The organism is Pseudomonas alkylphenolica (assembly GCF_000746525.1).
Classification (GTDB): Bacteria; Pseudomonadota; Gammaproteobacteria; order Pseudomonadales; family Pseudomonadaceae; genus Aquipseudomonas; species Aquipseudomonas alkylphenolica.
Window position 1 is genome coordinate 458,491 of the sequence record NZ_CP009048.1, and the last position, 21,872, is coordinate 480,362.

A 21,872-nucleotide genomic window follows, 5' to 3' on the forward strand; every position below is an offset into this window, starting at 1 on the left:
AGTTTCAGCCCAGCACATCCAGCGGCGATACCCCGATCTGCCTTGGATCGGCCTCCTCTTCCAGCAGTGTGCGCAGCAGCTCGACCGACGCTTGCTGGCGCTGCGCATCGCGAAACACCAGGCCGATCTTCAGCGGCACCCGTGGTTCGCTCAGCGGCTTCCACAGCAGTTCCTGATCGTCCTCGACCACTTCCTTGGCCCGCCCCGGCAGCACGGTGGCCAGCGAGGTGTGGCCGAGGCTGTCGAGAATCCCGCCCATGTTGTTCATTTCGGCCTGTACCTGTGGCCGCCGGCCGAGGTTGGCCAGTTGCGTTTGCCAGATCTGCCGCACCTGGAACTCTTCACCGAGCAGCAGCATGGGCAGCTCCGCAGCTTGTTTGAGCGAGACTTTCTTGAATTCCCGCAGCGGGTGAGTGTTGGGGATTACAAGTTGCAGTTCATCTTCGTACAGCAGCAGGCCATGCAGACCAGGCTGACGTGGCGGCAGGTAGCTGATGCCGATGTCCAGGCTGCCATTGAGCAGGCGTCGCTCGATTTCCAGGCCCGACAGTTCGTAAATCTGCACTACCAGATGCGGCTGGGCCTTGCGTACCCGGTCGAGCAGTTGTGGCACCAGGCTCGGGCGTACGGTTTGCAGGACGCCAATGGCCAGGGTCCGCAGGGATTGGCCCTTGAAGTTGCGCAAGGCCTCGCGGGCGCGTTGCAAACCGTCGAGCAGGGGCAGGGCATGGTTGTACAAGGTGTGTGCAGCGAGGGTCGGCAGCAGGCGCTTGTTGCCCCGTTCGAACAGGCTGACATCCAGGCTGTGTTCGAGCTGGCGGATCTGTTGCGACAGCGCCGGTTGCGACAACGACAGGCGCTCGGCGGCCCGGCCCACATGGCCTTCTTCATAGACCGCGACGAAATAACGCAGTTGGCGAAAATCCATAAGTAATACTTATCAAAAATGCTCGAAAAACCAAATGGCCGTTAGCCGTCAATACGCCTAGTCTATCCCGTATTCACAAGGCTTGCAGGGCCACAAGGCGCGATGAACACTGTGTATCTCGATGTTGTTTACATAGGATTGGCAAAAGGGTTGAAAACATGAATTTGTTCAGTTTTCGCCGCCCGACGCCGGTCGTGGCCGAGCGCAAGCCTGTGCCGGTTGCCGCCGTGGCCGCTGAGGCACTGCCTCGCGATTGCCTGATGCCAGCCACTGAGCGTGCGCCGCAAGTGTTCGTTCGCGGTCAGGGCTCGTGGTTGTGGGACAGCGAAGGCCACGCCTATCTTGACTTTACACAGGGCTGTGCGGTCAACAGCCTCGGCCATAGCCCGAGCGTGCTGGTCAAGGCATTGGGCAGCCAGGCCCAGGCGCTGATCAATCCGGGTGCCGGTTTTCATAACCGTGGTTTGCTGAAATTGGTCAACCTCCTCTGCCAGAGCACCGGCAGCGACCAGGCCTACCTGCTCAATAGCGGTGCCGAGGCCTGCGAAGGGGCGATCAAACTGGCGCGCAAGTGGGGCCAACTGCATCGCAACGGCGCCTATCACATCATCACCGCCAGCCAGAGTTGCCATGGGCGTAGCCTGGGTGCGTTGTCGGCGTCCGATCCGTCGCCGTGCAATCGTTGCGAGCCAGGTTTGCCAGGCTTCAGCAAGGTGCCGTTCAACGACCTGGAGGCGCTGCACGCCGCTGTCGATTCGCGCACCGTGGCGATCATGCTCGAACCTATTCAGGGTGAAGCCGGGGTGATTCCAGCGACGGCCGCCTACCTCAAGGGCGTTGAGCGTCTGTGCCGCGAGCTGGGCATCCTGCTGATTCTCGATGAAGTACAGACGGGTGTCGGCCGCTGCGGTGCCCTGCTTGCCGAGCAGACCTACGACGTACGCGCCGACATCATCACCCTGGGCAAGGGGCTGGGCGGTGGCGTTCCGCTGGCCGCATTGCTGGCCCGAGGTAGTGCCTGCTGCGCCGAAGCCGGTGAGCTTGAAGGCAGTCACCACGGCAATGCGCTGATGAGCGCCGCGGGCCTGGCGGTGCTGGAAACCGTGCTGGAGCCAGGCTTCTTTGAGCACGTTCAGGAGTCCGGAAGGCACCTGCGTGATGGCCTGAGTCGTCTGGCTGGCCGTTACGGCCAGAGCGAAGTCCGTGGCCAGGGCCTGCTCTGGGCGCTGCAACTGAGCGAAGACAATGCTGCCGAGCTGGTCAAGGCTGCGCTCCATGAAGGTCTGTTGCTCAATGCGCCACAGCCGGATGTGCTGCGCTTGTCGCCTGCCTTGACGGTAAGCAAGGGCAACATCGACGAAATGCTCCTGCGTCTGGCCCGGGCCTTTGCCCGAGTGCACTCGGCGCAACAGCACCAGCGGCGAGAAGCCACGGCTTGATTGCCCGCGAATTTACGAATTAACCGAACCGTCTCGCGTTCCTGCGCATCGCCCCGGGCCTGTAGTTTTTGGCCTGGGGCGTTTTTTTATCTGTGGATTACCGGTTGAACCCTGGCACGGCGCTACAGTCAGTTCTAGTACATCACTGAAGGAAGCTGCGCCATGGACTTTATCCGCATCATCATCGCCATACTCCTGCCGCCGCTTGGCGTGTTCCTGCAGGTTGGCTTCGGCGGCGCCTTCTGGCTCAATATTCTGCTGACCTTGCTGGGCTACATTCCGGGCATCGTGCATGCGGTGTACATCATCGCCAAGCGCTGAGCGTCCATCGCCTGTAGGAGCGGATTTATCCGCGATGGGTCGCAGCGCGGCCCCAAAAATTGGGACTGCACTGCAGTCCATCGCGGATAAATCCGCTCCTACAGACCTCCTAGCACTTGCCGATAAAACTTCCACTCTTCTTCCAGCGCATGAGCCAGATTGGCCGCTGTGCGAAAGCCGTGACGTTCCGACGGGTAGAAATGCCCTTCGGCACGGATGCCGTTGGCCTTGAGTGCCGCCAGCATCGAGCGGGTCTGTTCAGGCACCACCACGGCATCCAGCTCACCCTGGAAGAAAATCACCGGAACCTTGATGTTCCCGGCATGCAGCAACGGCGTCCGCTGCCGGTAGCGCTCGGCATCTTTTTGCGGGTCACCGATCAGCCAGTCCAGGTAGTCACCTTCGAACTTGTGCGTGGCCCGGGCCAGCGCCTGAGGATCGCTGACGCCATAAAGACTGGCGCCCGCGCGAAAGACATCATGAAAGGCCAGGGCGCAGAGGGTGGTATAGCCGCCGGCACTGCCGCCACGGATAAAGGCCTGGGTCGGGTCGATCAGCTTGCGATCGGCTAGATGCTCGACCACCGCGCAGGCATCCTCGACATCGATTTCACCCCAGCGCAGGTGCAGGGCCTGGCGATACGCCCGGCCGTAGCCGCTGCTGCCGCGGTAGTTGAGGTCAGCCACGGCGAAGCCGCGCTGGGTCCAGTACTGGATACGCGGGTCGAGCGCCGGGTAGCACGCCGAGGTCGGGCCGCCATGGATGAAGACGATCAAGGGCGGCCGTTTGGCGCCGTTCATGGCCGGGTAGAAGAAACCGTGGGCAATGCCATCGCCGCTGGGGTAGCACAATGATTGCGGGCGACTGATGCGTTCGGCAGGCAGGGGCGCCGCGCCACCGGCCAGGACCTGCACGCGATGATCCTTACGGTCGATGGCAATGACTGCCGGTGGACTGGTGGGCGACGCAGCGATGGCGTAGAGATGATCCTGATCCAGGTCCAGGCAGCGTAAACGGCTGTAGGCGGTTTGCACTGGCTGTTGCGAGCCATCGGCATGACACAGACCGAGACGACTGAAACCGTCCTCAAGCCAGGTGGCCAGGTAGTGATGTTCGCCCAGCGGCAGCCAGGTACAGGCACCCAGTTGCCAAGGGGCTGCAGCGTGATCGGCGTTTGCCGCAGGCAGCGCACTCCAGCCCTCGGCCGTTTCCCCCCAGGGTTGCCAGAAACCGTTGCGGTCAGAAAGGCAGTACAGGCGGCCACGGCCATCGAAACGTGGTTGTTGCAGCGATTGCGCCGGGCTCTGGTCGCCGGCCATGCAGCGGGGTTCACCCCAGCGCCCGTCGTTCATACGCTCGCGACACAGCAGGCGGGTAGCGGTCCAGGGCTGTTCGGGGCGGCTCCACTCGATCCATGCCAGGCGTGAGCCATCGGCACTCAGGGTTGGCGCGGCATAGAAATCCGCACCTTCGGCGAGTACCTCTCGCTGCTGCGCGGCGATGGCCACCAGGCGGTGTTCGACCTGATCTGCGGCATGGGTTTCCTCCACGGCCAGGACCTGGCCTGCGGCCCAGCGCAGATCGCCGTATCGGCGTTCGCCCTGTGTTAACGCTTGGGGCACACCAGCCTGTAGTTCCTGGGTATAGATCTGCTGGTCAGATTCGTTGATGAACACCAGGCCGTCATCACTCAGGCAGAAGCTGCCACCGCCGTACTCGTAGACCCGGCTGCGTACGCTGAAGCCGTCCGGGGTCAGGCAGTGGGCCTGGCCATGACGCCAGTGCCAGATCCGGCAGGCACCGTCGCGTGGGCGAAACTCGTTCCAGAACAAGCCCTGCGGACCCACCCGCAACTCAGCGAAGTCGGTGCCGGCGGCCACCGCCTGTTCGGCGCTGAAACGCTCAGCCGCGGGCAATGACACGGGAATTTCGCTCATTACGGAAGGTCAACTGTTCAATGTTCAACTGGGCACTCTCGGCTTCTTCGCGGGCCTTGAGGATGATGCCGTGGTCCGCTGATTTGGCGCACACCGGGTCGGCGTTGCTGGCGTCGCCAGTGAGCATGAAGGCCTGGCAGCGGCAGCCGCCGAAGTCCTTTTCCTTCTCGTCGCAGGAGCGGCACGGCTCGGGCATCCAGTCATAACCGCGAAAGCGGTTGAAGCCGAACGAGTCGTACCAGATGTGCTGCATGCTGTGCTCGCGCACGTTGGGGAACTGCACCGGTAACTGTCGGGCACCATGGCATGGCAACGCGGTGCCGTCCGGAGTCACCGTGAGGAACACACTACCCCAGCCGTTCATGCAGCCTTTGGGGCGCTCTTCGTAGTAGTCGGGTGTGACGAAAATCAGTTTGCACGGGTTGCCGGCAGCCTTGAGTCGCTCGCGGTACTCATTGGTGATGCGCTCGGCGCGTTCCAGCTGTGCACGGGTTGGCAACAGGCCGGCGCGGTTCAGCTGGGCCCAGCCATAGAACTGACAGGTGGCCAGTTCAACGAAGTCGGCTTCCAGGGCGATGCACAGCTCGATGATGCGGTCGATCTTGTCGATGTTGTGCCGATGGGTGACGAAGTTCAGCACCATCGGATAGCCGTGGGCTTTGACCGCCCGGGCCATTTCGAGCTTTTGCGCGAAGGCTTTTTTCGAGCCCGCCAGCAGGTTGTTGACCTGCTCGTCGCTGGCTTGAAAGCTGATCTGGATGTGGTCAAGGCCGGCCGCTTTGAAGGCGGCGATTTTTGATTCGGTCAGGCCGATGCCGGAGGTGATCAGGTTGGTGTAGTACCCCAGGCGCCGGCCTTCGCCGATCAACTCGGCGAGGTCCTGGCGCACCAGCGGCTCACCGCCGGAAAAGCCTAGCTGCGCCGCGCCCATTTCCCGCGCCTCGGCCATCACCTTGAACCACTGTTCGGTGCTCAGCTCCTGGCCCTGGGCAGCAAAGTCCAGCGGGTTGGAGCAGTACGGGCATTGCAGCGGGCAGCGGTAGGTCAGCTCGGCGAGCAGCCACAGCGGCAGGCCGACCTCGGGTTTTGCCGGTACTTCACTCAAGGACGATCCAGTGTTCGGCACGGGCGACCTCCATGAATTGCTCGATGTCGTCAGCGAGCTCGGCGACACCGGGGAACTGCTGGTCCAGCTCGGCAATGATCGCGGCGACATCACGCTGGCCATCGATCAGTCCACCGATAAGGGCCGCGCTTTCGTTGAGCTTGATCATGCCCTCGGGGTAGAGCAGCACGTGGCCCTTCTGCGCTGGCTCGTACTGGAAACGATAACCCGGACGCCATTTCGGGGTTTGCGCGCGATCAAAACTCATAAGGCGATTCCTTTGTGCCAGACCCTTTCGCTGGTGACACTGTGATAAGGCGGACGGTTCAGTTCATACGCCATGCTCATGGCATCGAGCATGCTCCAGAGGATATCCAGCTTGAACTGCAGGATCTCCAGCATGCGCTGCTGGCCCTCTACTGTAGTGTAGTGCTGCAGGGTGATCGCCAGCCCGTGCTCGACATCGCGGCGGGCCTGGCCCAGGCGGGTGCGGAAGTATTCGTAGCCGGCCGGGTCGATCCACGGGTAGTGCTGCGGCCAGCTGTCCAGGCGCGACTGGTGGATCTGCGGGGCGAACAGTTCGGTCAGCGAACTGCTGGCCGCTTCCTGCCAGCTGGCGCGGCGGGCGAAGTTGACATAGGCATCGACGGCAAAGCGCACACCGGGTAGTACCAGCTCCTGGGAGCGCAGTTGGTCAGGGTCGAGGCCGACCGCCTGGCCCAGGCGCAACCAGGCTTCGATACCGCCGTCTTCACCCGGCGCACCGTCATGGTCGAGCAGGCGCTGAATCCACTCGCGGCGGATCTCGCGATCCGGACAATTGGCGAGGATCGCGGCATCCTTGAGCGGGATGTTGACCTGATAGTAGAAACGGTTGGCCACCCAGCCCTGGATCTGTTCGCGGCTGGCGCGGCCTTCATACATCGCCACATGGTAGGGGTGATGGATGTGGTAGTAGGCACCCTTGGCGCGCAGGGCCTGTTCGAATTCGGCGGGGGACAGTGCTTTGGCGTCGCTCATGTCGGCTCCTGCTAGAGGCTGATACTCATGCCGTCGAAGGCGACTTCGACGCCACGGCGATTGAGTTCGGCGCGTTCGGCCGAGTCTTCATTGAGAATCGGGTTGGTGTTGTTGATGTGGATAAGCACCTTGCGTTGCTCAGGGAAGCCTTCCAGCACTTCAAGCATGCCACCGGGGCCATTCTGCGCCAGGTGACCCATTTCCCGGCCGGTGCGCGTGCCGACACCACGGCGCTGCATTTCATCATCCTCCCACAGGGTGCCGTCGACCAGCAGGCAGTCGGCTTCATGCATCATCTGCAGCAGCTTGGCATCGACCTGGCCCAGGCCCGGGGCATAGAACAGTTTGCCGCCAGTGCGCAGGTCTTCGACCATCAGCCCGAGGTTATCGCCCGGATGCGGGTCGAAGCGGTGTGGCGAGTAGGGCGGGGCAGCGCTGCGCAACGGGAAGGGGGTGAAGCGCAGGTTCGGGCAGGCGTCGATGACAAAGCTGCCTTCCAGTTCAATGCGGTTCCACTGCAAGCCGCCGTTCCAGTGGCTGAGCATGTTGAACAGCGGGAAGCCGGTGCTCAGGTCCTGGTGGACCATGTCGGTGCACCAGACCTGATGCGGGCAGCCTTCACGCAGACTCAGCAGGCCGGTGGTGTGATCGATCTGGCTGTCGAGCAGGACAATCGCGCTGATCCCGGTGTCGCGCAGCGCGCGTGCGGGTTGCATGGGCGCGAACGCTTGCAGTTGCGCGCGGATATCCGGCGAGGCGTTGCACAGCACCCAGTGGACACCGTCGTCAGACAGGGCAATCGACGACTGGGTACGCGCTGCAGCGCGCAAGGTACCGTCGCGAAAGCCTTTGCAGTTCTCGCAGTTGCAGTTCCACTGCGGGAATCCGCCACCGGCGGCGGAACCTAGAATCTGGATGTACATGGCCACTCCTGCCGCGTCTTGAAATAAAAACGCCCCGGCTGACCGAGGCGTTGTAACGCAAGCGAACTCAGCGGCTTGCGAAGTACATGGTCACTTCAAAGCCGATACGCAGATCAGTGTAAGCAGGTTTGGTCCACATGGAATGACTCCTTCCGGATGGGGCTGGGTTGGGCGGTTACTGGTTTAGTCCGCTCGGATGACGAGCGGTTCCACTCGCCGAGATTGCGCTATCTTACTAAAAACTACGTACTGAATGGTTAAATCTACGATAAATGCCGTTACATATTCGGTAAGAATCACCCGGTAACCCAGTCGCCGTCTTCGGCTGCGGGGCCATTGGCCAGGATCAGCCAGCCTCGTTTGGCGTGTAAAAGATCCTCGGCACTCTGTCGCAGCTGTGCGTCATCAATGCTGAGAATCTCTATCTGGAGATCGTCCAGCGTCGTCTGGCTGCGGCCCGCCAGTTGTGCCTGCCAGGCCCATTCGGCGACGTCGGCGTTACTCATTGCGGCTTCGCTCATTTGTTCGGCAAGGGCCTGGCGCACGTCGGGGCTAGCGGTAAGTGTAGTCGGCAGGGACGTGAGGAAATCATCGATATGGGCAAGGATCTGCGCGTGGCTGGCACTCGGCGACTGCACGCCGAACAGCAGGCCGTTGATGCCCTGAATCTGACGGAAGGCGCTGAATACGGCGTAACCCAGTTGCAGTTCGACACGCAGGCGTTGATAGAACGGCCCTTGAATGTGCTGTGCCAGCAAACGGGTGCTGGCTTCTTCAGTGATCGCCACGGGGCAGAACAGCAGTAATGCCTGCTCGCTGGCCAGCGGTGGCAGGCAGTGCCAGCGGCGAGCAGGCTCCACAACGATCGGGTGATGCGCGCCAGGATACCCGGGAACACTCTGCAGCACGCGGTTGAGGGCTTGTTGCGGTCTGTCGCCGAATCCTGTGGCCATGGCCTGCCATCGGGCGTGTTGCCACACTACCTGCAGGTCGCTTTGCCCTAGGGTACAAGCGGGCAAAGGTGCTTCGTCTGGGCCGATGAGCTGCTCGGGGAGCTGGCGGAGCAGGACGCGAATCGGCATGGCGTCGGCTTCACTCGCAGGCTTTGCAGTCCAGCTGGCCGCACCGGGATGTTGGAGTGCCTCCAGCGCCTCTTGGGTTACGGCGACCACCGTTTCAGGTACGCCGGCGCAGCGTAACTGCCAGAACGGGCCACAGGCTTCGAACTGCAATGTCACCCCAGCCCTTGCCGCACGTTCACGCAGGGGCTGCAAAGCCCGGTCCAGGACCTGCCAGAGCGGGGCGCGTGTGGCCGTAGTCAACTGCCAGCGTAGATAAACGACTCCATGCCGACGTTCAGGCGCTAGTAGCGGACTCAAACACAGCCTCGTGGGAGCCGGGACGGCTGGGTGGTCGGCGTAATGCACGTTGAGCAAGGGTTCCGGGGCAGGTAAATGCCAGCTCTCAGTGCATGTCGGTGAGTCGCCTTGCAGCAGGCTGTCGAGCAAGCTGTCCAGGGCGTGCCGGGCTTGTTCGCTCAGCGCTTCATAAGGCCGGGCAGCACTGTCACGACAGGCCAGATCCAAGGCTGTCGCCGCCTGGGCGCGGCACTGTTGCAAGCTTGCGTATTCCTGGTACAGCGCCGAGCGGTCCACCTCGCGGAAGAACCTTAACCAGCTCTGCACAAGCGCCTGTGCCTGCTCACCTATGGCTGCGTCGTTGAGTTTCAGGCGGACGTGCAGCAGTCCCTGACCGGCAAAACCGTACAACGACGAACACTCAAGCGCTTGCAACCCTTGATGACGAAGTGCCGCCAGCAGTCCACCTGCCCGGGCATCGGTCAGCCAGGTGCTGAGAAACTCGATGGCCTGTTCCGTGCCCGTCGGTTGTTGCTCCACGGCATACAACAGGTCCAGTTGCTGAGCGCTCAGTTGCGGCTCAAGCCTTTCGTCGACAAGCGTGGGTGGTTGCGCCTGCCCGATCCGAACACCGCTGGCCAGGTGGCTGGCAGCGCCACGGGCCAGCGCTTCCAGTTGCTCAAGGCTTTGCGGGCCGCTCAGGCTCAGGATCATCTGTCCTGCCTGGTAGTAACGCTGGTGATAAGCCTGCAACGCTGTCTGAAAGTCGCGGCTGTGCACGGGCAGGCTGTAGCGGTTGCCGGCCTGGAAACCACTCAGGGGATGCTGGCTGGAAACCCTCTGCAGCAGGGAAAACTGGGCCTGGGCCTGGGGATTGCGCGACCAGGCGATGAATTCGGCATGGATCACTTCACGTTCGCGCAACTGGCGTTGTTGATCGAAAACCGGGCGGGCGAGCATGTCGCACAAACGCTCGAGGCCGCCGGCAAACGCCGCTTGCGGGACTTCGAAAAAGTAGTCGGTGGTGCGCTCGCGGGTACTGGCGTTGACCTGGCCACCATGACGCTGCACATAGCGCATCAGGCCGTCGCCCAGGGGGAAGCGCTCAGTGCCGAGAAACAACAGGTGCTCGATAAAGTGTGCGAGCCCTGCATAGGCGCGCGGTGCGTCATGACTGCCGGCCATGACCCGCACGGCAGCGGCGCAGCGCTTCAGCTGCGGGGCATGCCGCAGGATGACCTGCAGGCCATTGTCGAGGATGAGGTGTTGCACAGTGCTGGGCATGACGGTTCCGTTGCAGCGCGAACCGTCATGCTAGCGGATTATCCGCGATCGCGCGGATCGCCATACAGCTCAGGGCGCAGGTCGTGCAGGTAGGGCGTGCTGGCGCGTCCTTCGTGGACCCGTTGCAGTTCCAGGTCTGCCTGCAGCAGGGTGCTGTCGCGACCGGCCATGGCCAGGATGCTGCCGTCCGGGCCGACAATGCTGCTCTGTCCGCAGTAGTGGATCTCGTCTTCGCTGCCGCAGTAGTTGGCGTAGAGCAGGTAGCACTGGTTTTCGTAGGCGCGGGCGCGCACGGTGACTTGGGCAATGAAGTCGTAAGGCACCATGTTCGCCGTCGGCACCAGAATCAGCTCGGCACCGGCCAGGGCCAGGCGTCGGGCATTTTCCGGAAACTCGATGTCGTAGCAGATCAGCAAGCCCAGCCGCCATCCGTTCAATTCCACCACCGGGAAATGATCGGGGCCCGGGCTGAACATCGCCCGGTCCAGACCGCCGAACAGGTGGGTCTTGCGGTAGTTGCACAGGCTGCTGCCATGGGCGTCGATCAGCTGTACGGCGTTGTAGATCCGGCCGTCTTCGGACAGCTCGGGATAACCGTAGGCAATGGCGATGCGATTGCTCTGGGCGATCTCCACCACGGCCATGGCCGAAGGCCCGTCTTCGGCCTCGGCCAGGCGTTCCACGGCCTCGCTGCCGATGTTGTAGCCGGTCAGGAACATCTCCGGACACACCAGCAACTCTGCACCCCGGGCTGCGGCCAGTTGCGCCTGCTGGTGCAGGCGCTCGAGATTGCCGGGTACGTCCAGTGGCTGCGAAGCACCTTGATACAGCGCGATGCGCATGGCGTTACTCCCGTCAGTCGGCGAGGGCGATCGGTCCGATCTCGTTGAATACATCGCCCGGGCCTGGGTTATCAGGATGGGTATGCCCACCGAAGTGATTCATGATACCCCACACCGCATTGAGCGAGGTCTGCACCGCGCCTTCGACCCAGGCCGGGGTCCACGACACGTCGTCACCGGCGATGAAGATACCGCGCTGTTCGGCGGGCATGTCCTGCTGCATGAAGTGCGCGTACATACGCTGGTTGTAACGGTAATGGCCAGGCAGGGCGCCCTTGAACGCCCCGAGGAAATGCGGGTCGGCTTCCCAGGACACGGTGATCGGGTCGCCAATGATGTGGCCGGCGATGTCGACTTTCGGGTAGATCTTCTTCAGCGCGTCGAGGGCCAGCTTCACGCGCTTTTCCACCGGGTGCGGGAGCATCTTCAGGGCGTCGCTCATCCACGAGTAGGACAGGCAGATGACCCCCGGCTTGTCGTCACCGTTGTCGAACAGGTAGGTGCCGCGGGTCAGACGGTCGGTCAGGGTCATGCTCATCAGGTCGCGGCCGGTCTCCGGGTCTTTGTCTTTCCAGAATGGCCGGTCGACCATGACGAAGGTTTTCGACGACTGCATGTAGCGGGTGCGGTCCAGAGCCATCCACATCTTCTGCGAGAACAGCGACTCTTCACATTCGATCTGGGTGGTCAGCAGCCAGCTCTGGCAGGTGGTGAGCACGGCGGCGTAGTGGCGGGTGTCGCCCCAGGTGTCGGTCACCGCCAGGCGTCCGTCGGCATCGCGGGCGATGCTCTTGACCCCCGGACGCGGCGCGCCACGGTGCAGCGAGCTGAGGCTGGTGCCTTGCGGCCAGTGCGCGCAACGCTCGGGAACATGGCGCCAGATGCCCAGCGGCACTTGCTCGACGCCGCCGACCACCAGGTGTTGGTGATCGTCGCAGTTGGTCATCACCACGCGGAAGATTTCCAGCATCGAGTTGGGGAAGTCCGAGTCCCAGCCGCCGGTGCCGAAGCCGACCTGGCCGAACACTTCCCGGTGCAGGAAGCTGAGCTTGGCGAAGGCCTTGGAAGTAGCGACGAAGTCGTAGAAGGTGCGGTCGTCCCACAGCGGCACGAGGGTGTTCCACAGTTCTTTGAGACGTGGCACATCGCGGTCGCGGATCGCCTGCTGGATTTCACCGAAGCGGGCGCCATCTTCCAGCGCGTCGGCCCAGGCATCGGCGACTTCCTGGAACAGTTTCGGCAGGTCGGAAAGTTTTTCGGCGTAGTGGGTCTGACCTTCCAGGTCGATGACCGTACTGCCTGAGGCCGGCGTCAGCGGGTTGGGAAAGGGCTTGGTCTCAAGGCCCAGCTTGTCCACATAGTGATAGAACGCCGTGGACGATACCGGGAAACGCATACCGCCAAGCTCGGCGATGATCCCGTCGGTACCTTCGAAGGTCTGCGAGCGCAGGCGGCCACCCATCTTCGACGCTTCGTAGACCACCGGTTTGAGGCCCAGCTTCATCAGCTCGTAGGCCGCCACCAGGCCGGCGATACCGGCACCGACAATCGCCACTTCTTCACCCTGGCGTTCGGCCGGGATACTGCCCAGGCCAGCGGGGTGCTCGATCCAGTCGTCAAAGGCGAACGGAAAGTCCGGGCCGAAGATGGTGACAGGTTTCTTGCCGTCGGCGGGGTGGCGATTGTTCTTGTTCATAGATGACCTTGCCAGGGCTGCGCAGGATGCGGAGCTTGAGTATAGGAAAACGCTGGCGGTCAGTTTAGAGGCTGGGAGTTACGTAATTAAGATGCAGAGTGTCGTCTATTTGTGGTGTTATTTGTCGTTTTGAGTGGTTTGTTCGTCATATCGGCAGGGTGCATGCTGTGGGAGCGGGCTTGCCCCGCGAAAAGCATGTGCTGAATGCACTGGCCCCATCGCGGGGCAAGCCCGCTCCTACCCTCGGTCAACCTTGCTGCTGAGGATGATTGCGGATTCCACGCCATCCGGCCACCCAGTCCGCTCTCATCTGGCCAGGCATTCCAGGGCCATCTGGCCACCTGTTCCACGGCCATCCGGCCGGGCAGTCGGAGCGCAGCGACGCAGGGGTGGCATTGTTAGTCCGGGTTGGCTGGCGTCGTCAATTTCTGCGTCCGTTTGCGCATTGATTCACCCTTCAGATTGATCCGGTAAGCGTTGTGCACCAGGCGGTCGAGGATAGCGTCGGCCAGGGTCGGATCGCCGATCAGTTCGTGCCAGTTGTCCACCGGCATCTGGCTGGTAACGATGGTCGAGCGCTGGCCGTAGCGGTCGTCCAGTAGCTCCAGCATGTCGCGCCGCTGTTCGGCGGTGAACGGGGCCAAGCCCCAGTCATCGAGGATCAGCAGGTCGGTCTTGGCGTAGCTGCTCATCAGCTTGGCGAAGCGCCCGTCGCCATGGGCCAGACCCAGTTCTTCCAGCAAACGCGGCAAGCGCAGGTAACGCACGCTGTAGCCTTCTCGGCAGGCCTGGTGGGCCAGGGCGCAGGCCAGCCAGGTTTTACCGACACCGGTGGGGCCGCCGATGATCAGGTTGAGGCCGTCGCGTAGCCACTGGCCGCCGCTCAGTTGCAGGATCAGCGCCTTATCCAGCCCGCGCGGGCTGCGGTAGTCGATGTCTTCGAGGCAGGCGTTGTGCTTGAGCCGGGCCTGGCGCAGGCGGCTGCTCAGGCGCTTGTCGTCGCGTTCAGTCAGCTCGCGGTCGACCAGCAGGCCGAGGCGTTCCTCGAAGCTCAGGCTGTCGATGTCCGGGGTTTTCAGTTGTTCGTTCAGCGCCTTGAGCATGCCGTGCAGGCGCAGGGTTTGCAGCTTGTCCAGGGTCGGATGGGGCAGCATGGTGGGATTCCTTGTGTTCAGTGGTAGTAGCCGGGGCCGCGCAGGTTGGCGTGGTCGTCCGGCAGCAGGGGCAGGTGCTGCTGGGCCAGCGGCAGGTTCTCCAGCCCCTGGCGCAGGATCGATTCGAGGCTCTTGTAGCTGCACGTGCCGAGGCTGATGGCGCGACGGCAGGCCAACTCCAGGCGCACTTCGCCGTGGGTTTTGCCCAGGCGCAGGATGCCCAGGCAGGCCCGGTAGCCCTGCTGCGGATGGATGCGCCGTTCGAGGATGTGCCGGATCACGCCGGCGGTGTTCGGCCCGGTCTGCTCGGCCCAGCGGATCAGCCGTTGTGGCGTCCACTCGGCATGCTCGCGATGGCTCTTGGGCATGTGCTCGGCCTGCGTGCTGTGCCGGCCCTTGTGCATTGAGCGCAGGTGGCTGGCCACTCGCTGGTTGGCGTGGAAACACTCGACGGTGCGCGCCGTCAGGCGCACCTCCAGCTGCTTCTTCACCAGTTGATACGGCACCGAGTAGTAATGCCCATCGACCTCGACGTGGTAGTCGATGTGCACCCGCGCTTTCTTCCACTCGGCGTAGACGTAGGGTTGCTCCGGCAGGGGGCGCAGCGCCGGACGATCCAGGCTGTCGAAGGCCGTCTGGCGCGAGCCCGGCAGCTTCTTGAACGGGCGTTGGTTGAGCCGCTCCAGCAACACGGAGATGGCGCTGTTGAGTTCGTCCAAGGAGAAGAACTGACGGTTGCGCAGGGCCGCGAGGATCCAACGCTCGACCACCTGCACGCCGACTTCGGCCTTGGCCTTGTCGCGCGGTTTGCGTGCCCGCGCCGGCACCACCGCCACTCCGTAGTGCTCGGCAAGGTCGCGGTAGCTGGGGTTGATGTCCGGCTCGTAACGATGGGCCTTGCTCACCGCGCTGCGCAGGTTGTCCGGCACCACGATCTCCGGCACGCCGCCGAGGAAGGCGAAGCAACGGGTATGCGAGCCTAGCCAGTCCGGCAGCTGCTGCGACCAGGTGGCTTCGGCGAAGGTGTAGCTGGACGCGCCGAGCACCGCGACGAACACCTGCGCCTGGCGGATCTCGCCGCTGTGGCGGTCGATAACCGGCACCGTCTGGCCGGCATAGTCGACGAACAGCTTCTCGCCGACGCGGTGCTCCTGACGCATCACCACGTCCAGCTTGCCCTGCCAGGCCCGGTAGTGCTCACAGAACCAGCTGTACTGAAAGCCCTGCGGCTGGCTCAGGCGGTACTCCTGCCAGAGCAGCGCCAGGGTCACCCCGGGGCGGCGCAGTTCGGCATGCACCCATGCCCAATCGGGTAAAGGCCGCTTCTCGCTGGCAACCGCCGGGGCCGGCGGGAACAGTTGCTGCTCCAACTCGGCATCGGACAACGAACAGGGCCAACTGAGACCACTGGCGGCAAAACGATTGAGGTAGTCGCCGACGGTGACACGACCGACCTGCACGCTGACCGCAATCTGGCGAGCTGATAGTCCGACCTCGAACTTGAGACGTAGTACTTCGCGAATCTTACGCATGGATAAACGCTCCACGACGACCTCTCTGCTTCGAAAAAGAGGTCGATGGTAGTGAAGAAATCCTGCGTAGCTGCCTGCCCGGTTGAGTGGCCGGATGGCCGTGGAATCAGTGGCCGGATGCGCGTGGAATGGGTGGCCGGATCAGCGTGGAATCGGTGGTCAGATGCTCATGGAATGGGTGGCCAGATGACCGTGGAATCCGCAGATGATCGAGGTCGTGGTCTTTTCCACACCATCGACACTGCCGATCTGGTCGAGCAACTGGTCCAGTTGCTCCGGTGAATCACTGCGCAGCCAGGCCACGTAGTCGAACTCGCCACTGACCGCGCACAACTGCTGGACTTGTCCCATGGCACTCAGGCGGCGCACCACGTCCTTGCCCGAGCGTGGTTGCACTTTGATCCCGACATAGGCCTGCAAGCCGCCGTCGATCAGGCGCTGGCCCAGGCGTACGCCATAGCCGCTGATGACCTTGGTCTTTTCCAGTCGCGCCAGGCGCGAGGTCACCGTGGTGCGTGCGATGCCCAGCTGCCGGGCCAGCATGGCGACACTTTCGCGGGCATTGATCTGCAGTAGCGAAATCAGTTGGCGGTCGATTTCATCGAGGGCGACGGGACGGCTGTCGGACATGGAGACTCTCGGGTGTGCGCCGCGTAGTACGGCGCATGAACTGAATGCATTAGCCTATCCACACCGCACGCTGGCGAGCAAGCCGCGCTTGCTCAGCTGCGCACCAGTGCCTGCACTTCATCGAGGGTTTTGTAAGGAATCACTGTGCGTGGCAGTCGGGAGGTGGGCGACAGGTTGTAGACGGCGAAATCCTTGTCGACCACCGACTCGGCCAGCAACTCGAAGGACGGCAGGATGCGCGAATCGAAGTGTTGGTCCAGGCCGCAAGGTGACAGCTTGGAATGTCGGTTTTCGTAGAACCTGCCAGCATTCTGGTTCAAGTCCACTCCCACCATGAAGACCTTGTTGAAACCCGCATGGTAGGCAATCTGCAGCGCTACGTAAGCCACCGTGCGAGCATCAAAGAAGCCGCGGTGCAGGTTCTTGCTGAACCCCAGGGGTTTCCGGCGACTGCCCGGGAAGGGGCGATTGCGGATGAGTTCAGGGTCTTTTCGCAGCAGGTCGGAAAACTTCGCCTTGCGGGCTTTGCGCAGAAAATACAGCTCGCCGCTGGCGGCAACACCGGCGGACTTGTAGTGGTCCTCCCAGAGCGCAACCCGTTCACTGCGGCGCATGGCTTCGGCAAACAGCTCGGGTTGCTGGTTGGAAAAGTCCTTGTCCGTGCAGACATAAAAAAATGGCTTGATCGGCGTATCGACGAACATGGAGATCGCGCCGTTCATCGTGATCATCGGGATGTCGGAGAATTCCTGAAAAGGAAAGTCCTTTGCCGAACTGCCCGAGGCAATCACGAAAACCGAGCCTGACCCTGCATTGCGGCAATCATCGAAATGGCTGACGCTGAATGGCACGTCAGAAATCAACTGTGCTGTGGAAGCGTCCATTTTAGAAATCCTTAACTTGCATCGATGATTGGGGGGATGGCTGGGCGAAGACCTCTTATTTTATAAGTTTTCCTGACCTGATTGCTAATCGCCTGCGTGGGTAGCCTGATAGAGGGTGCTGCGCCCACCATCGAGCAAGCGCTTGAGCAGTTCTGTCTATTCGGTCGACAGGGGGGGCGGGAGTTCCGTCCATCCCGCCGAATGTGTCGGCGCTATGTCGAATTCGATACAATTGCGCCATCTATAGAGAAACTGTCCAGGCGGATGGATTCGGATTCATCCGGGAGAAGATCGCAAGTGGAATACATGGATTGGGAGAATCTGAAGAGATTCTGGCGCATCGAAGTGATGGGCGGTGAAGAAAAGAAATTGAAGTTCAAACGGATATTTCGACGTATTCGCCTAAAAGAACAAGAGCATTATCTGTTCTGGTTCAGGCTGGCGCAGCATCTTCACCGACGCCGGAAAGGGGTGCTCAATTACCCCAAGATTGCCCGTCGAATCCACGCAAGTTTAGTGCGTACCCATGGCATCGATATCATGCTGGCGGCGGAAATCGGTCCTGGTCTGAGCTTCTCTCACCGTGTAGGGATAGTGATCGCGGATGCGGCACGCATAGGCAAAAACCTGTCCATTCGCCAAAACACCACTATCGGTGTGAAAACCGCTGGCCAGAAAGGTTTGATCCACATCGGCGACAACGTAGTAGTAGGGGCCAATGTTTGCATAATCGGCGACAACCTACGCATCGGCGACAATGTAACCATCGGAGCAATGGCCTTTATCAACAAGGATGTACCGGATAACAGCACTTGCTTTACCCGGCACGTAACGACGATCAATCAGAAGTGAATGACTGTAGCGGGCCTGGAGTCGAAACCCCTGGTCTGCTGTGTTGATGATTCCCTGAAACGACGAAAGCCGCGCAATGCGCGGCTTTCTGTTTTGGTGGGCCCACACGGACTTGAACCGTGGACCAAAGGATTATGAGTCCTCTGCTCTAACCAACTGAGCTATAGGCCCCAGTGGTCGCGAATTATAACGAGGGTTTCCAGGCAGTGCCATCCGAAAGATCCGAAACTGCTATACGAAGGAATGACGCGGCGAATTCCTCCGCAGGTAACGGCAGGCTGACGATGTAGCCCTGGATCTGCTCGCAGCCTTCAGCGGCGAGAAATTGCTGTTGGGCCTGGTTCTCGACACCTTCGGCAATGATGGTCAATTGCATACTGCGCCCCAGGGCTATGATCGCCCGGGCGATGGCGGCATCGTGAGGGTCATCCGGCAGGCCGCGAATGAACGATTGGTCGATCTTGAGGATGTCCAGCGGCAGGCGCTTGAGGTAGCTCAGTGACGAGTAGCCGGTGCCAAAGTCGTCGATCGCCAGTTGCACTCCCAGGTGCTTGAGCTGGTGCAGAATGGCCAGGGCTTCTTCGGCCTGGCTCATGATGAAGTTCTCGGTAATTTCCAGTTGCAGGTCACCGGCTTTGAGCTGGTGAGTCTTGAGCAGCTGTTCTATGCGTTTGATCAAACTGGTTTGACGCAGTTGGGCGCCGGCCAGGTTGACCGACAGCGGACCGAAGGCCTGGTAGCGTTTCTTCCAGATCTGCATTTGCCGACAGGCCTGTTCCAGCACCCAGTCGCCCAGTTGCAGAATCATGCCGTTCTCTTCGGCCAGGCCGATGAAATGTTCTGGAGGCACGTCGCCAAACAGTGGGTGGGTCCAGCGAATCAGGGCTTCGGCGCCCACCAGACTCTGGGTTTTCAGGCTGAATTTGGGCTGGTAGCACAGGCTCAGCTCGTTGCGTTCTATGGCCCGGCGCAACTCGTGCTCCAGGGCAATGCGCTCGCTGGCCTGGGCCGTGAGGTCGCGGGTGTAGCATTCGACCCGGTTGCGGCCTTTGGCCTTGGAACGGTACATCGCCGCGTCGGCATTGCGGATCAATGAGGCGACGTCGGTGCCGTCCTGCGGGTACAGGCTGGTGCCAATGCTCGCGCTGGTGAAGAACTCGTGTTCGCCGGCCTGGAACGGCGCGCTGAAGCAGGCCAGCAGTTTGTTGGCGATATGACTGGCGTCGCTGGGCTGATGCAGGCCGGGCAACAGGATGATGAACTCATCACCGCCCAAACGCGCCACTGTATCGATATCGCGCACCTGTTCTTTCAGGCGTTGGGCGATGCCTTTGAGCAGCAGGTCGCCGACCGGATGGCCAAGGCTGTCGTTGATGTGCTTGAAACGGTCGAGGTCGAGAAACAGCACGGCCCCCTGACGTTTGGAGCTCTGGGCACAGGTGAGGGCCGCTTGCAGGCGGTTTTCGAACAGCGTGCGGTTGGGCAAGCCAGTGAGTGGATCATGGTGAGCCTGGTAGTCGAGTTTCGCCTGGGCATGTTTGAGGCTGGAAATATCGGCGAACACCGCGACAAAGTGGGTGATGGCCCGTTCGCTGTTGCGCACGGCACTGATGGTCAGCCAGCTGGGATACAGCTCGCCATTTTTGCGCCGGTTATGGATTTCGCCTTGCCAGTGCCCTTCGGCGGTCAACTGGTGCCACATGGCGGCATAAAAAGCGCTGTCGTGCTGACCTGAGGCGAGCAAGCGCGGTGTTTGCCCCAAAGCTTCGAATTCGCTGTAACCGGTGATTTCGCTGAAGGCCCGGTTGACGGCGCTGATGCGCTGTTCGGTGTCAGTGATCAACACACCTTCGGCGGTATTTTCAAATACGGTGGCGGCCAGTTGCAGCTTTTCCTGCATCAGGTGGCGTTCGGTGATGTCGCGGGCGATGGTCAGCATGCAGTCGACACCGGCTATCGGCAATGGCCGGGCAGACAGCTCGCACAGGCGTATCTGGCCGTCGCTGCGGCGGATATGGCAGCTGAAATCACGGACGAAGCCGTCTTTTTTCAGCATCTCCAGCAGGCGCCGACGTTCGTTAAGGTCCACCCAGATGCCCAGGTCCAGCGAGGTGTGATCCAGCGAGGTATGGCTGTCGAAGCCGGTCAGGCGGCAGAAACCTTCGTTGACCTCAAGCAGCAAGCCATCACTCTGGCGTGACAACAGCAGACCGTCAGGCGAGGCGTGGAAGGCCTTGGCGAACTTCTCTTCGGAGGTTTGCAGTTGCTCCTGGGTTTCCTTGAGCTGGCTGATATCGCGCACGGCCACGACCAGGGCTGGTGTGTTGTCGAGCTCAAAGGTCTCCGCCGAGATCAAACCGGTGAACAACTGGCCGTTGCTGCGCCGGAACAGCGTTTCCAGGTTGCGAATGCTGCCTGACTGCAGGCGCAGGAGTAATCCTGGGCCGATCCCGTCGACTCCCCAGATGCTCAACTCTGTAGCGGTGCGGCCAATGACCTCTGCCGAGCTCAGGCCGATCTGCTCTTCGAAGGCCTCGTTGACCTCCAGCAAACAGCCGTCGCTGAGGCGGGCGATCAGCAGGATGTCCGGGCACTGCTGGAATACCGAGGCGAATTTCTGCTCCGACAGGCGCAGGGCATCCTCGGCATTCTTGGTTTCGCTGATATCGATCATCAAGCCGCGCATCACCGGCTTGTGCCCGTGCTCGATCAGGCTGACGATATCGCGCACCCACAGGCTGCGGCCATCGGCGCAAATCACCCGATAATCGAGGCTGTGGTCGCGCCCGGCAGCGGTCTCGCTGTCGCAGTAGGCCTGGGCCCAAAGGGCGTCATCGGGGTGAATGATGCTGCGCCAGAAGCCCGGGCGCAGCCAATGACCCAGCGGGTAGCCGAGCAGGTCTTCGGCATGCGGCGAGACGTAGCTGTAAGTGAAGTCGTTGGCATCGGCTTCCCAGGCGATCGCCGAGAGGCTTTCGATCAGGCCGCGGTAGTGGTATTCGCTGCTGCGCAGTTCCTGTTCCAGGGCGATGCGGCGGGAAATTTCCGAACTCAGCCGCCGGTTGACCCGCATCATTGCCGCCAGTATTGCCACCAACAGCAATATGCCGGGCAGTCCGTAGATCAACAGGTCGTACCAGAGGGTCCGGTGATCGAGGACATTGCCGACCCAGCGCTCCTGGATCTTGCTGATTTCGCTGGTGCTCATGTCGGCCATGACTTTGTCGAGAATGCCGACCAGGATCTTTTGCTCCCGCGGTACCGCCATGGCCAGCTGGTAGCGGTAGTTGGTTTCACCGCTGACATACAGACCGTCGAGTTTGAGCTGACGCAGGCTCCAGATGCTCGATGCGAGGTCGCCGACCACCGCGTCGACTTCATCGGTGGCCAGTGCCTGCAGTGCCGAGCTGACGTTGGGCAAGGCCACCAGGTTCAGGTCAGGGTGATGGGTGCGCAGCAGTTCATGCGGCGCATAGTTCTCCACCACGGCAATCTTCAGCCCGTAGAGGTCCTTCAGGGTACGCGGTTGTGCTCCGCCCTCATGGGCCAGAATGACGATCGGGAAATCCAGGTAGGGGCGGGTGAAGGCCAGGAAACCCTGACGCTCCGGTGTCGACATGACTCCAGGGAGTAACTCCAGCTGGTTTCGCCGTGCCTGTTCAAGCACGGCAGACCAACTGGACGGCTCGACCGGTTTGAACACTACGCCCAGTCGTTCCTGAATAAGGGCAATGTAATCGGCAGCCAATCCCTGGTAGCGACCGTCCTGGTCACGGTATTCAAACGGTGGCCAGGATGCGTCGACGCCCAGGCGCAGCTGCGGGTGGGCGCTGAGCCAGGCTTGTTCTTCGTCGGTCAGGGTCAAGGCGCCGGCCGTTGCGCTCCAGAGCATCTGGAACAGCAACAGGAGGGCCGGCATTTTGGGCATAACGGCCTCGTCACACAGATGAACTGCTTCGAGTGTAGA

18 protein-coding genes and 1 tRNA gene are annotated in these 21,872 nt (G+C 61.7%); 3 read left to right on the plus strand and 16 right to left on the minus strand.

Annotation, left to right across the window (positions count from 1 at the left end):
- Positions 1-4: 4 nt before the first annotated feature.
- Positions 5-928: a LysR family transcriptional regulator gene (locus tag PSAKL28_RS02085; protein ID WP_038605972.1), complete on the minus strand. Its 924-nt coding sequence runs from the start codon at positions 926-928 to the stop codon at positions 5-7.
- Positions 929-1,086: 158 nt separating this feature from the next.
- On the opposite strand from PSAKL28_RS02085, the gene PSAKL28_RS02090 reads away from it, so the two are divergent.
- Both PSAKL28_RS02090 and PSAKL28_RS26640 read left to right on the plus strand, forming a co-directional pair.
- On the plus strand, positions 1,087-2,367 hold the full coding sequence (locus PSAKL28_RS02090) for an aspartate aminotransferase family protein (protein ID WP_038605974.1): 1,281 nt from the start codon (positions 1,087-1,089) through the stop codon (positions 2,365-2,367).
- Between the two features lie 162 nt (positions 2,368-2,529).
- On the plus strand, positions 2,530-2,688 hold the full coding sequence (locus PSAKL28_RS26640) for a YqaE/Pmp3 family membrane protein (protein WP_003177654.1): 159 nt from the start codon (positions 2,530-2,532) through the stop codon (positions 2,686-2,688).
- Between the two features lie 98 nt (positions 2,689-2,786).
- Here PSAKL28_RS26640 and PSAKL28_RS02100 read toward each other — a convergent pair whose 3' ends face one another.
- The 13 genes from PSAKL28_RS02100 to PSAKL28_RS02155 form a co-directional block, all read right to left on the minus strand.
- Positions 2,787-4,625 (minus strand): S9 family peptidase, encoded by a 1,839-nt coding sequence (locus PSAKL28_RS02100; protein ID WP_038605978.1) that lies wholly within the window; start codon positions 4,623-4,625, stop codon positions 2,787-2,789.
- Complete coding sequence (gene pqqE / locus PSAKL28_RS02105; protein ID WP_038605981.1) at positions 4,591-5,751, minus strand: pyrroloquinoline quinone biosynthesis protein PqqE; 1,161 nt, start codon at positions 5,749-5,751, stop codon at positions 4,591-4,593. Before pqqE ends, PSAKL28_RS02100 begins: the two co-directional genes overlap by 35 nt.
- A complete protein-coding gene (gene pqqD, locus PSAKL28_RS02110; RefSeq protein WP_038605984.1) occupies positions 5,723-5,998 on the minus strand; it encodes a pyrroloquinoline quinone biosynthesis peptide chaperone PqqD in 276 nt (91 codons plus the stop codon). The genes pqqE and pqqD overlap by 29 nt, the downstream gene beginning before the upstream one ends.
- Positions 5,995-6,750, minus strand: a complete 756-nt coding sequence (gene pqqC, locus PSAKL28_RS02115; protein WP_038605986.1) for a pyrroloquinoline-quinone synthase PqqC — start codon at positions 6,748-6,750, stop codon at positions 5,995-5,997. Before pqqC ends, pqqD begins: the two co-directional genes overlap by 4 nt.
- 11 nt (positions 6,751-6,761) lie before the next feature.
- On the minus strand, positions 6,762-7,673 hold the full coding sequence (pqqB, locus tag PSAKL28_RS02120) for a pyrroloquinoline quinone biosynthesis protein PqqB (protein ID WP_038605989.1): 912 nt from the start codon (positions 7,671-7,673) through the stop codon (positions 6,762-6,764).
- Positions 7,674-7,740: 67 nt separating this feature from the next.
- On the minus strand, positions 7,741-7,812 hold the full coding sequence (pqqA, locus tag PSAKL28_RS26645) for a pyrroloquinoline quinone precursor peptide PqqA (protein ID WP_008365141.1): 72 nt from the start codon (positions 7,810-7,812) through the stop codon (positions 7,741-7,743).
- 157 nt (positions 7,813-7,969) lie between these two features.
- Entirely contained in the window at positions 7,970-10,315 is a 2,346-nt protein-coding gene (gene pqqF, locus PSAKL28_RS02125) for a pyrroloquinoline quinone biosynthesis protein PqqF (protein ID WP_038605992.1), read from the minus strand.
- Positions 10,316-10,353: 38 nt separating this feature from the next.
- Positions 10,354-11,157: a carbon-nitrogen hydrolase family protein gene (locus PSAKL28_RS02130; protein ID WP_038605994.1), complete on the minus strand. Its 804-nt coding sequence runs from the start codon at positions 11,155-11,157 to the stop codon at positions 10,354-10,356.
- 13 nt (positions 11,158-11,170) lie between these two features.
- The gene (locus PSAKL28_RS02135) at positions 11,171-12,853 is read right to left on the minus strand and encodes a flavin monoamine oxidase family protein (protein WP_038605997.1); all 1,683 of its coding nucleotides are present in this window, start codon (positions 12,851-12,853) and stop codon (positions 11,171-11,173) included.
- A 398-nt stretch (positions 12,854-13,251) separates the two neighbouring features.
- Entirely contained in the window at positions 13,252-14,007 is a 756-nt protein-coding gene (istB, locus tag PSAKL28_RS02140; protein ID WP_003290589.1) for an IS21-like element ISPpu7 family helper ATPase IstB, read from the minus strand.
- Between the two features lie 17 nt (positions 14,008-14,024).
- Positions 14,025-15,539: an IS21-like element IS1491 family transposase gene (gene istA, locus PSAKL28_RS02145; RefSeq protein ID WP_019364253.1), complete on the minus strand. Its 1,515-nt coding sequence runs from the start codon at positions 15,537-15,539 to the stop codon at positions 14,025-14,027.
- Between the two features lie 159 nt (positions 15,540-15,698).
- On the minus strand, positions 15,699-16,169 hold the full coding sequence (locus PSAKL28_RS02150; RefSeq protein ID WP_051939134.1) for an Lrp/AsnC family transcriptional regulator: 471 nt from the start codon (positions 16,167-16,169) through the stop codon (positions 15,699-15,701).
- 92 nt (positions 16,170-16,261) lie between these two features.
- Positions 16,262-17,053: a WaaZ-like lipopolysaccharide core biosynthesis protein gene (locus PSAKL28_RS02155; protein WP_038606000.1), complete on the minus strand. Its 792-nt coding sequence runs from the start codon at positions 17,051-17,053 to the stop codon at positions 16,262-16,264.
- 306 nt (positions 17,054-17,359) lie between these two features.
- Between PSAKL28_RS02155 and PSAKL28_RS02160 the strand changes: the two genes are divergently transcribed.
- Positions 17,360-17,905: a serine acetyltransferase gene (locus PSAKL28_RS02160; RefSeq protein WP_038606003.1), complete on the plus strand. Its 546-nt coding sequence runs from the start codon at positions 17,360-17,362 to the stop codon at positions 17,903-17,905.
- 94 nt (positions 17,906-17,999) lie between these two features.
- Here the strand turns inward: PSAKL28_RS02160 and PSAKL28_RS02165 are convergent.
- Both PSAKL28_RS02165 and PSAKL28_RS02170 read right to left on the minus strand, forming a co-directional pair.
- Positions 18,000-18,076 (minus strand) — tRNA-Ile (locus PSAKL28_RS02165).
- A 13-nt stretch (positions 18,077-18,089) separates the two neighbouring features.
- A complete protein-coding gene (locus PSAKL28_RS02170) occupies positions 18,090-21,833 on the minus strand; it encodes an EAL domain-containing protein (protein ID WP_038606006.1) in 3,744 nt (1,247 codons plus the stop codon).
- Positions 21,834-21,872: the final 39 nt, after the last annotated feature.

Bases quoted from the DNA above. Each gene is read 5' to 3' on its own strand.
- istA (WP_019364253.1), bottom strand. From the start codon at position 15,539: ATGCGTAAGATTCGCGAAGTACTACGTCTCAAGTTCGAGGTCGGACTA.
- pqqD (WP_038605984.1), bottom strand. From the start codon at position 5,998: ATGAGTTTTGATCGCGCGCAAACCCCGAAATGGCGTCCGGGTTATCGT.
- PSAKL28_RS02090 (WP_038605974.1), top strand. From the start codon at position 1,087: ATGAATTTGTTCAGTTTTCGCCGCCCGACGCCGGTCGTGGCCGAGCGC.
- istB (WP_003290589.1), bottom strand. From the start codon at position 14,007: ATGCTGCCCCATCCGACCCTGGACAAGCTGCAAACCCTGCGCCTGCAC.
- PSAKL28_RS02085 (WP_038605972.1), bottom strand. From the start codon at position 928: ATGGATTTTCGCCAACTGCGTTATTTCGTCGCGGTCTATGAAGAAGGC.
- PSAKL28_RS02135 (WP_038605997.1), bottom strand. From the start codon at position 12,853: ATGAACAAGAACAATCGCCACCCCGCCGACGGCAAGAAACCTGTCACC.
- PSAKL28_RS02155 (WP_038606000.1), bottom strand. From the start codon at position 17,053: ATGGACGCTTCCACAGCACAGTTGATTTCTGACGTGCCATTCAGCGTC.
- pqqC (WP_038605986.1), bottom strand. From the start codon at position 6,750: ATGAGCGACGCCAAAGCACTGTCCCCCGCCGAATTCGAACAGGCCCTG.
- pqqB (WP_038605989.1), bottom strand. From the start codon at position 7,673: ATGTACATCCAGATTCTAGGTTCCGCCGCCGGTGGCGGATTCCCGCAG.
- PSAKL28_RS26640 (WP_003177654.1), top strand. From the start codon at position 2,530: ATGGACTTTATCCGCATCATCATCGCCATACTCCTGCCGCCGCTTGGC.
- PSAKL28_RS02100 (WP_038605978.1), bottom strand. From the start codon at position 4,625: ATGAGCGAAATTCCCGTGTCATTGCCCGCGGCTGAGCGTTTCAGCGCC.
- PSAKL28_RS02160 (WP_038606003.1), top strand. From the start codon at position 17,360: ATGGATTGGGAGAATCTGAAGAGATTCTGGCGCATCGAAGTGATGGGC.
- PSAKL28_RS02150 (WP_051939134.1), bottom strand. From the start codon at position 16,169: ATGTCCGACAGCCGTCCCGTCGCCCTCGATGAAATCGACCGCCAACTG.
- PSAKL28_RS02170 (WP_038606006.1), bottom strand. From the start codon at position 21,833: ATGCCCAAAATGCCGGCCCTCCTGTTGCTGTTCCAGATGCTCTGGAGC.
- pqqF (WP_038605992.1), bottom strand. From the start codon at position 10,315: ATGCCCAGCACTGTGCAACACCTCATCCTCGACAATGGCCTGCAGGTC.
- PSAKL28_RS02130 (WP_038605994.1), bottom strand. From the start codon at position 11,157: ATGCGCATCGCGCTGTATCAAGGTGCTTCGCAGCCACTGGACGTACCC.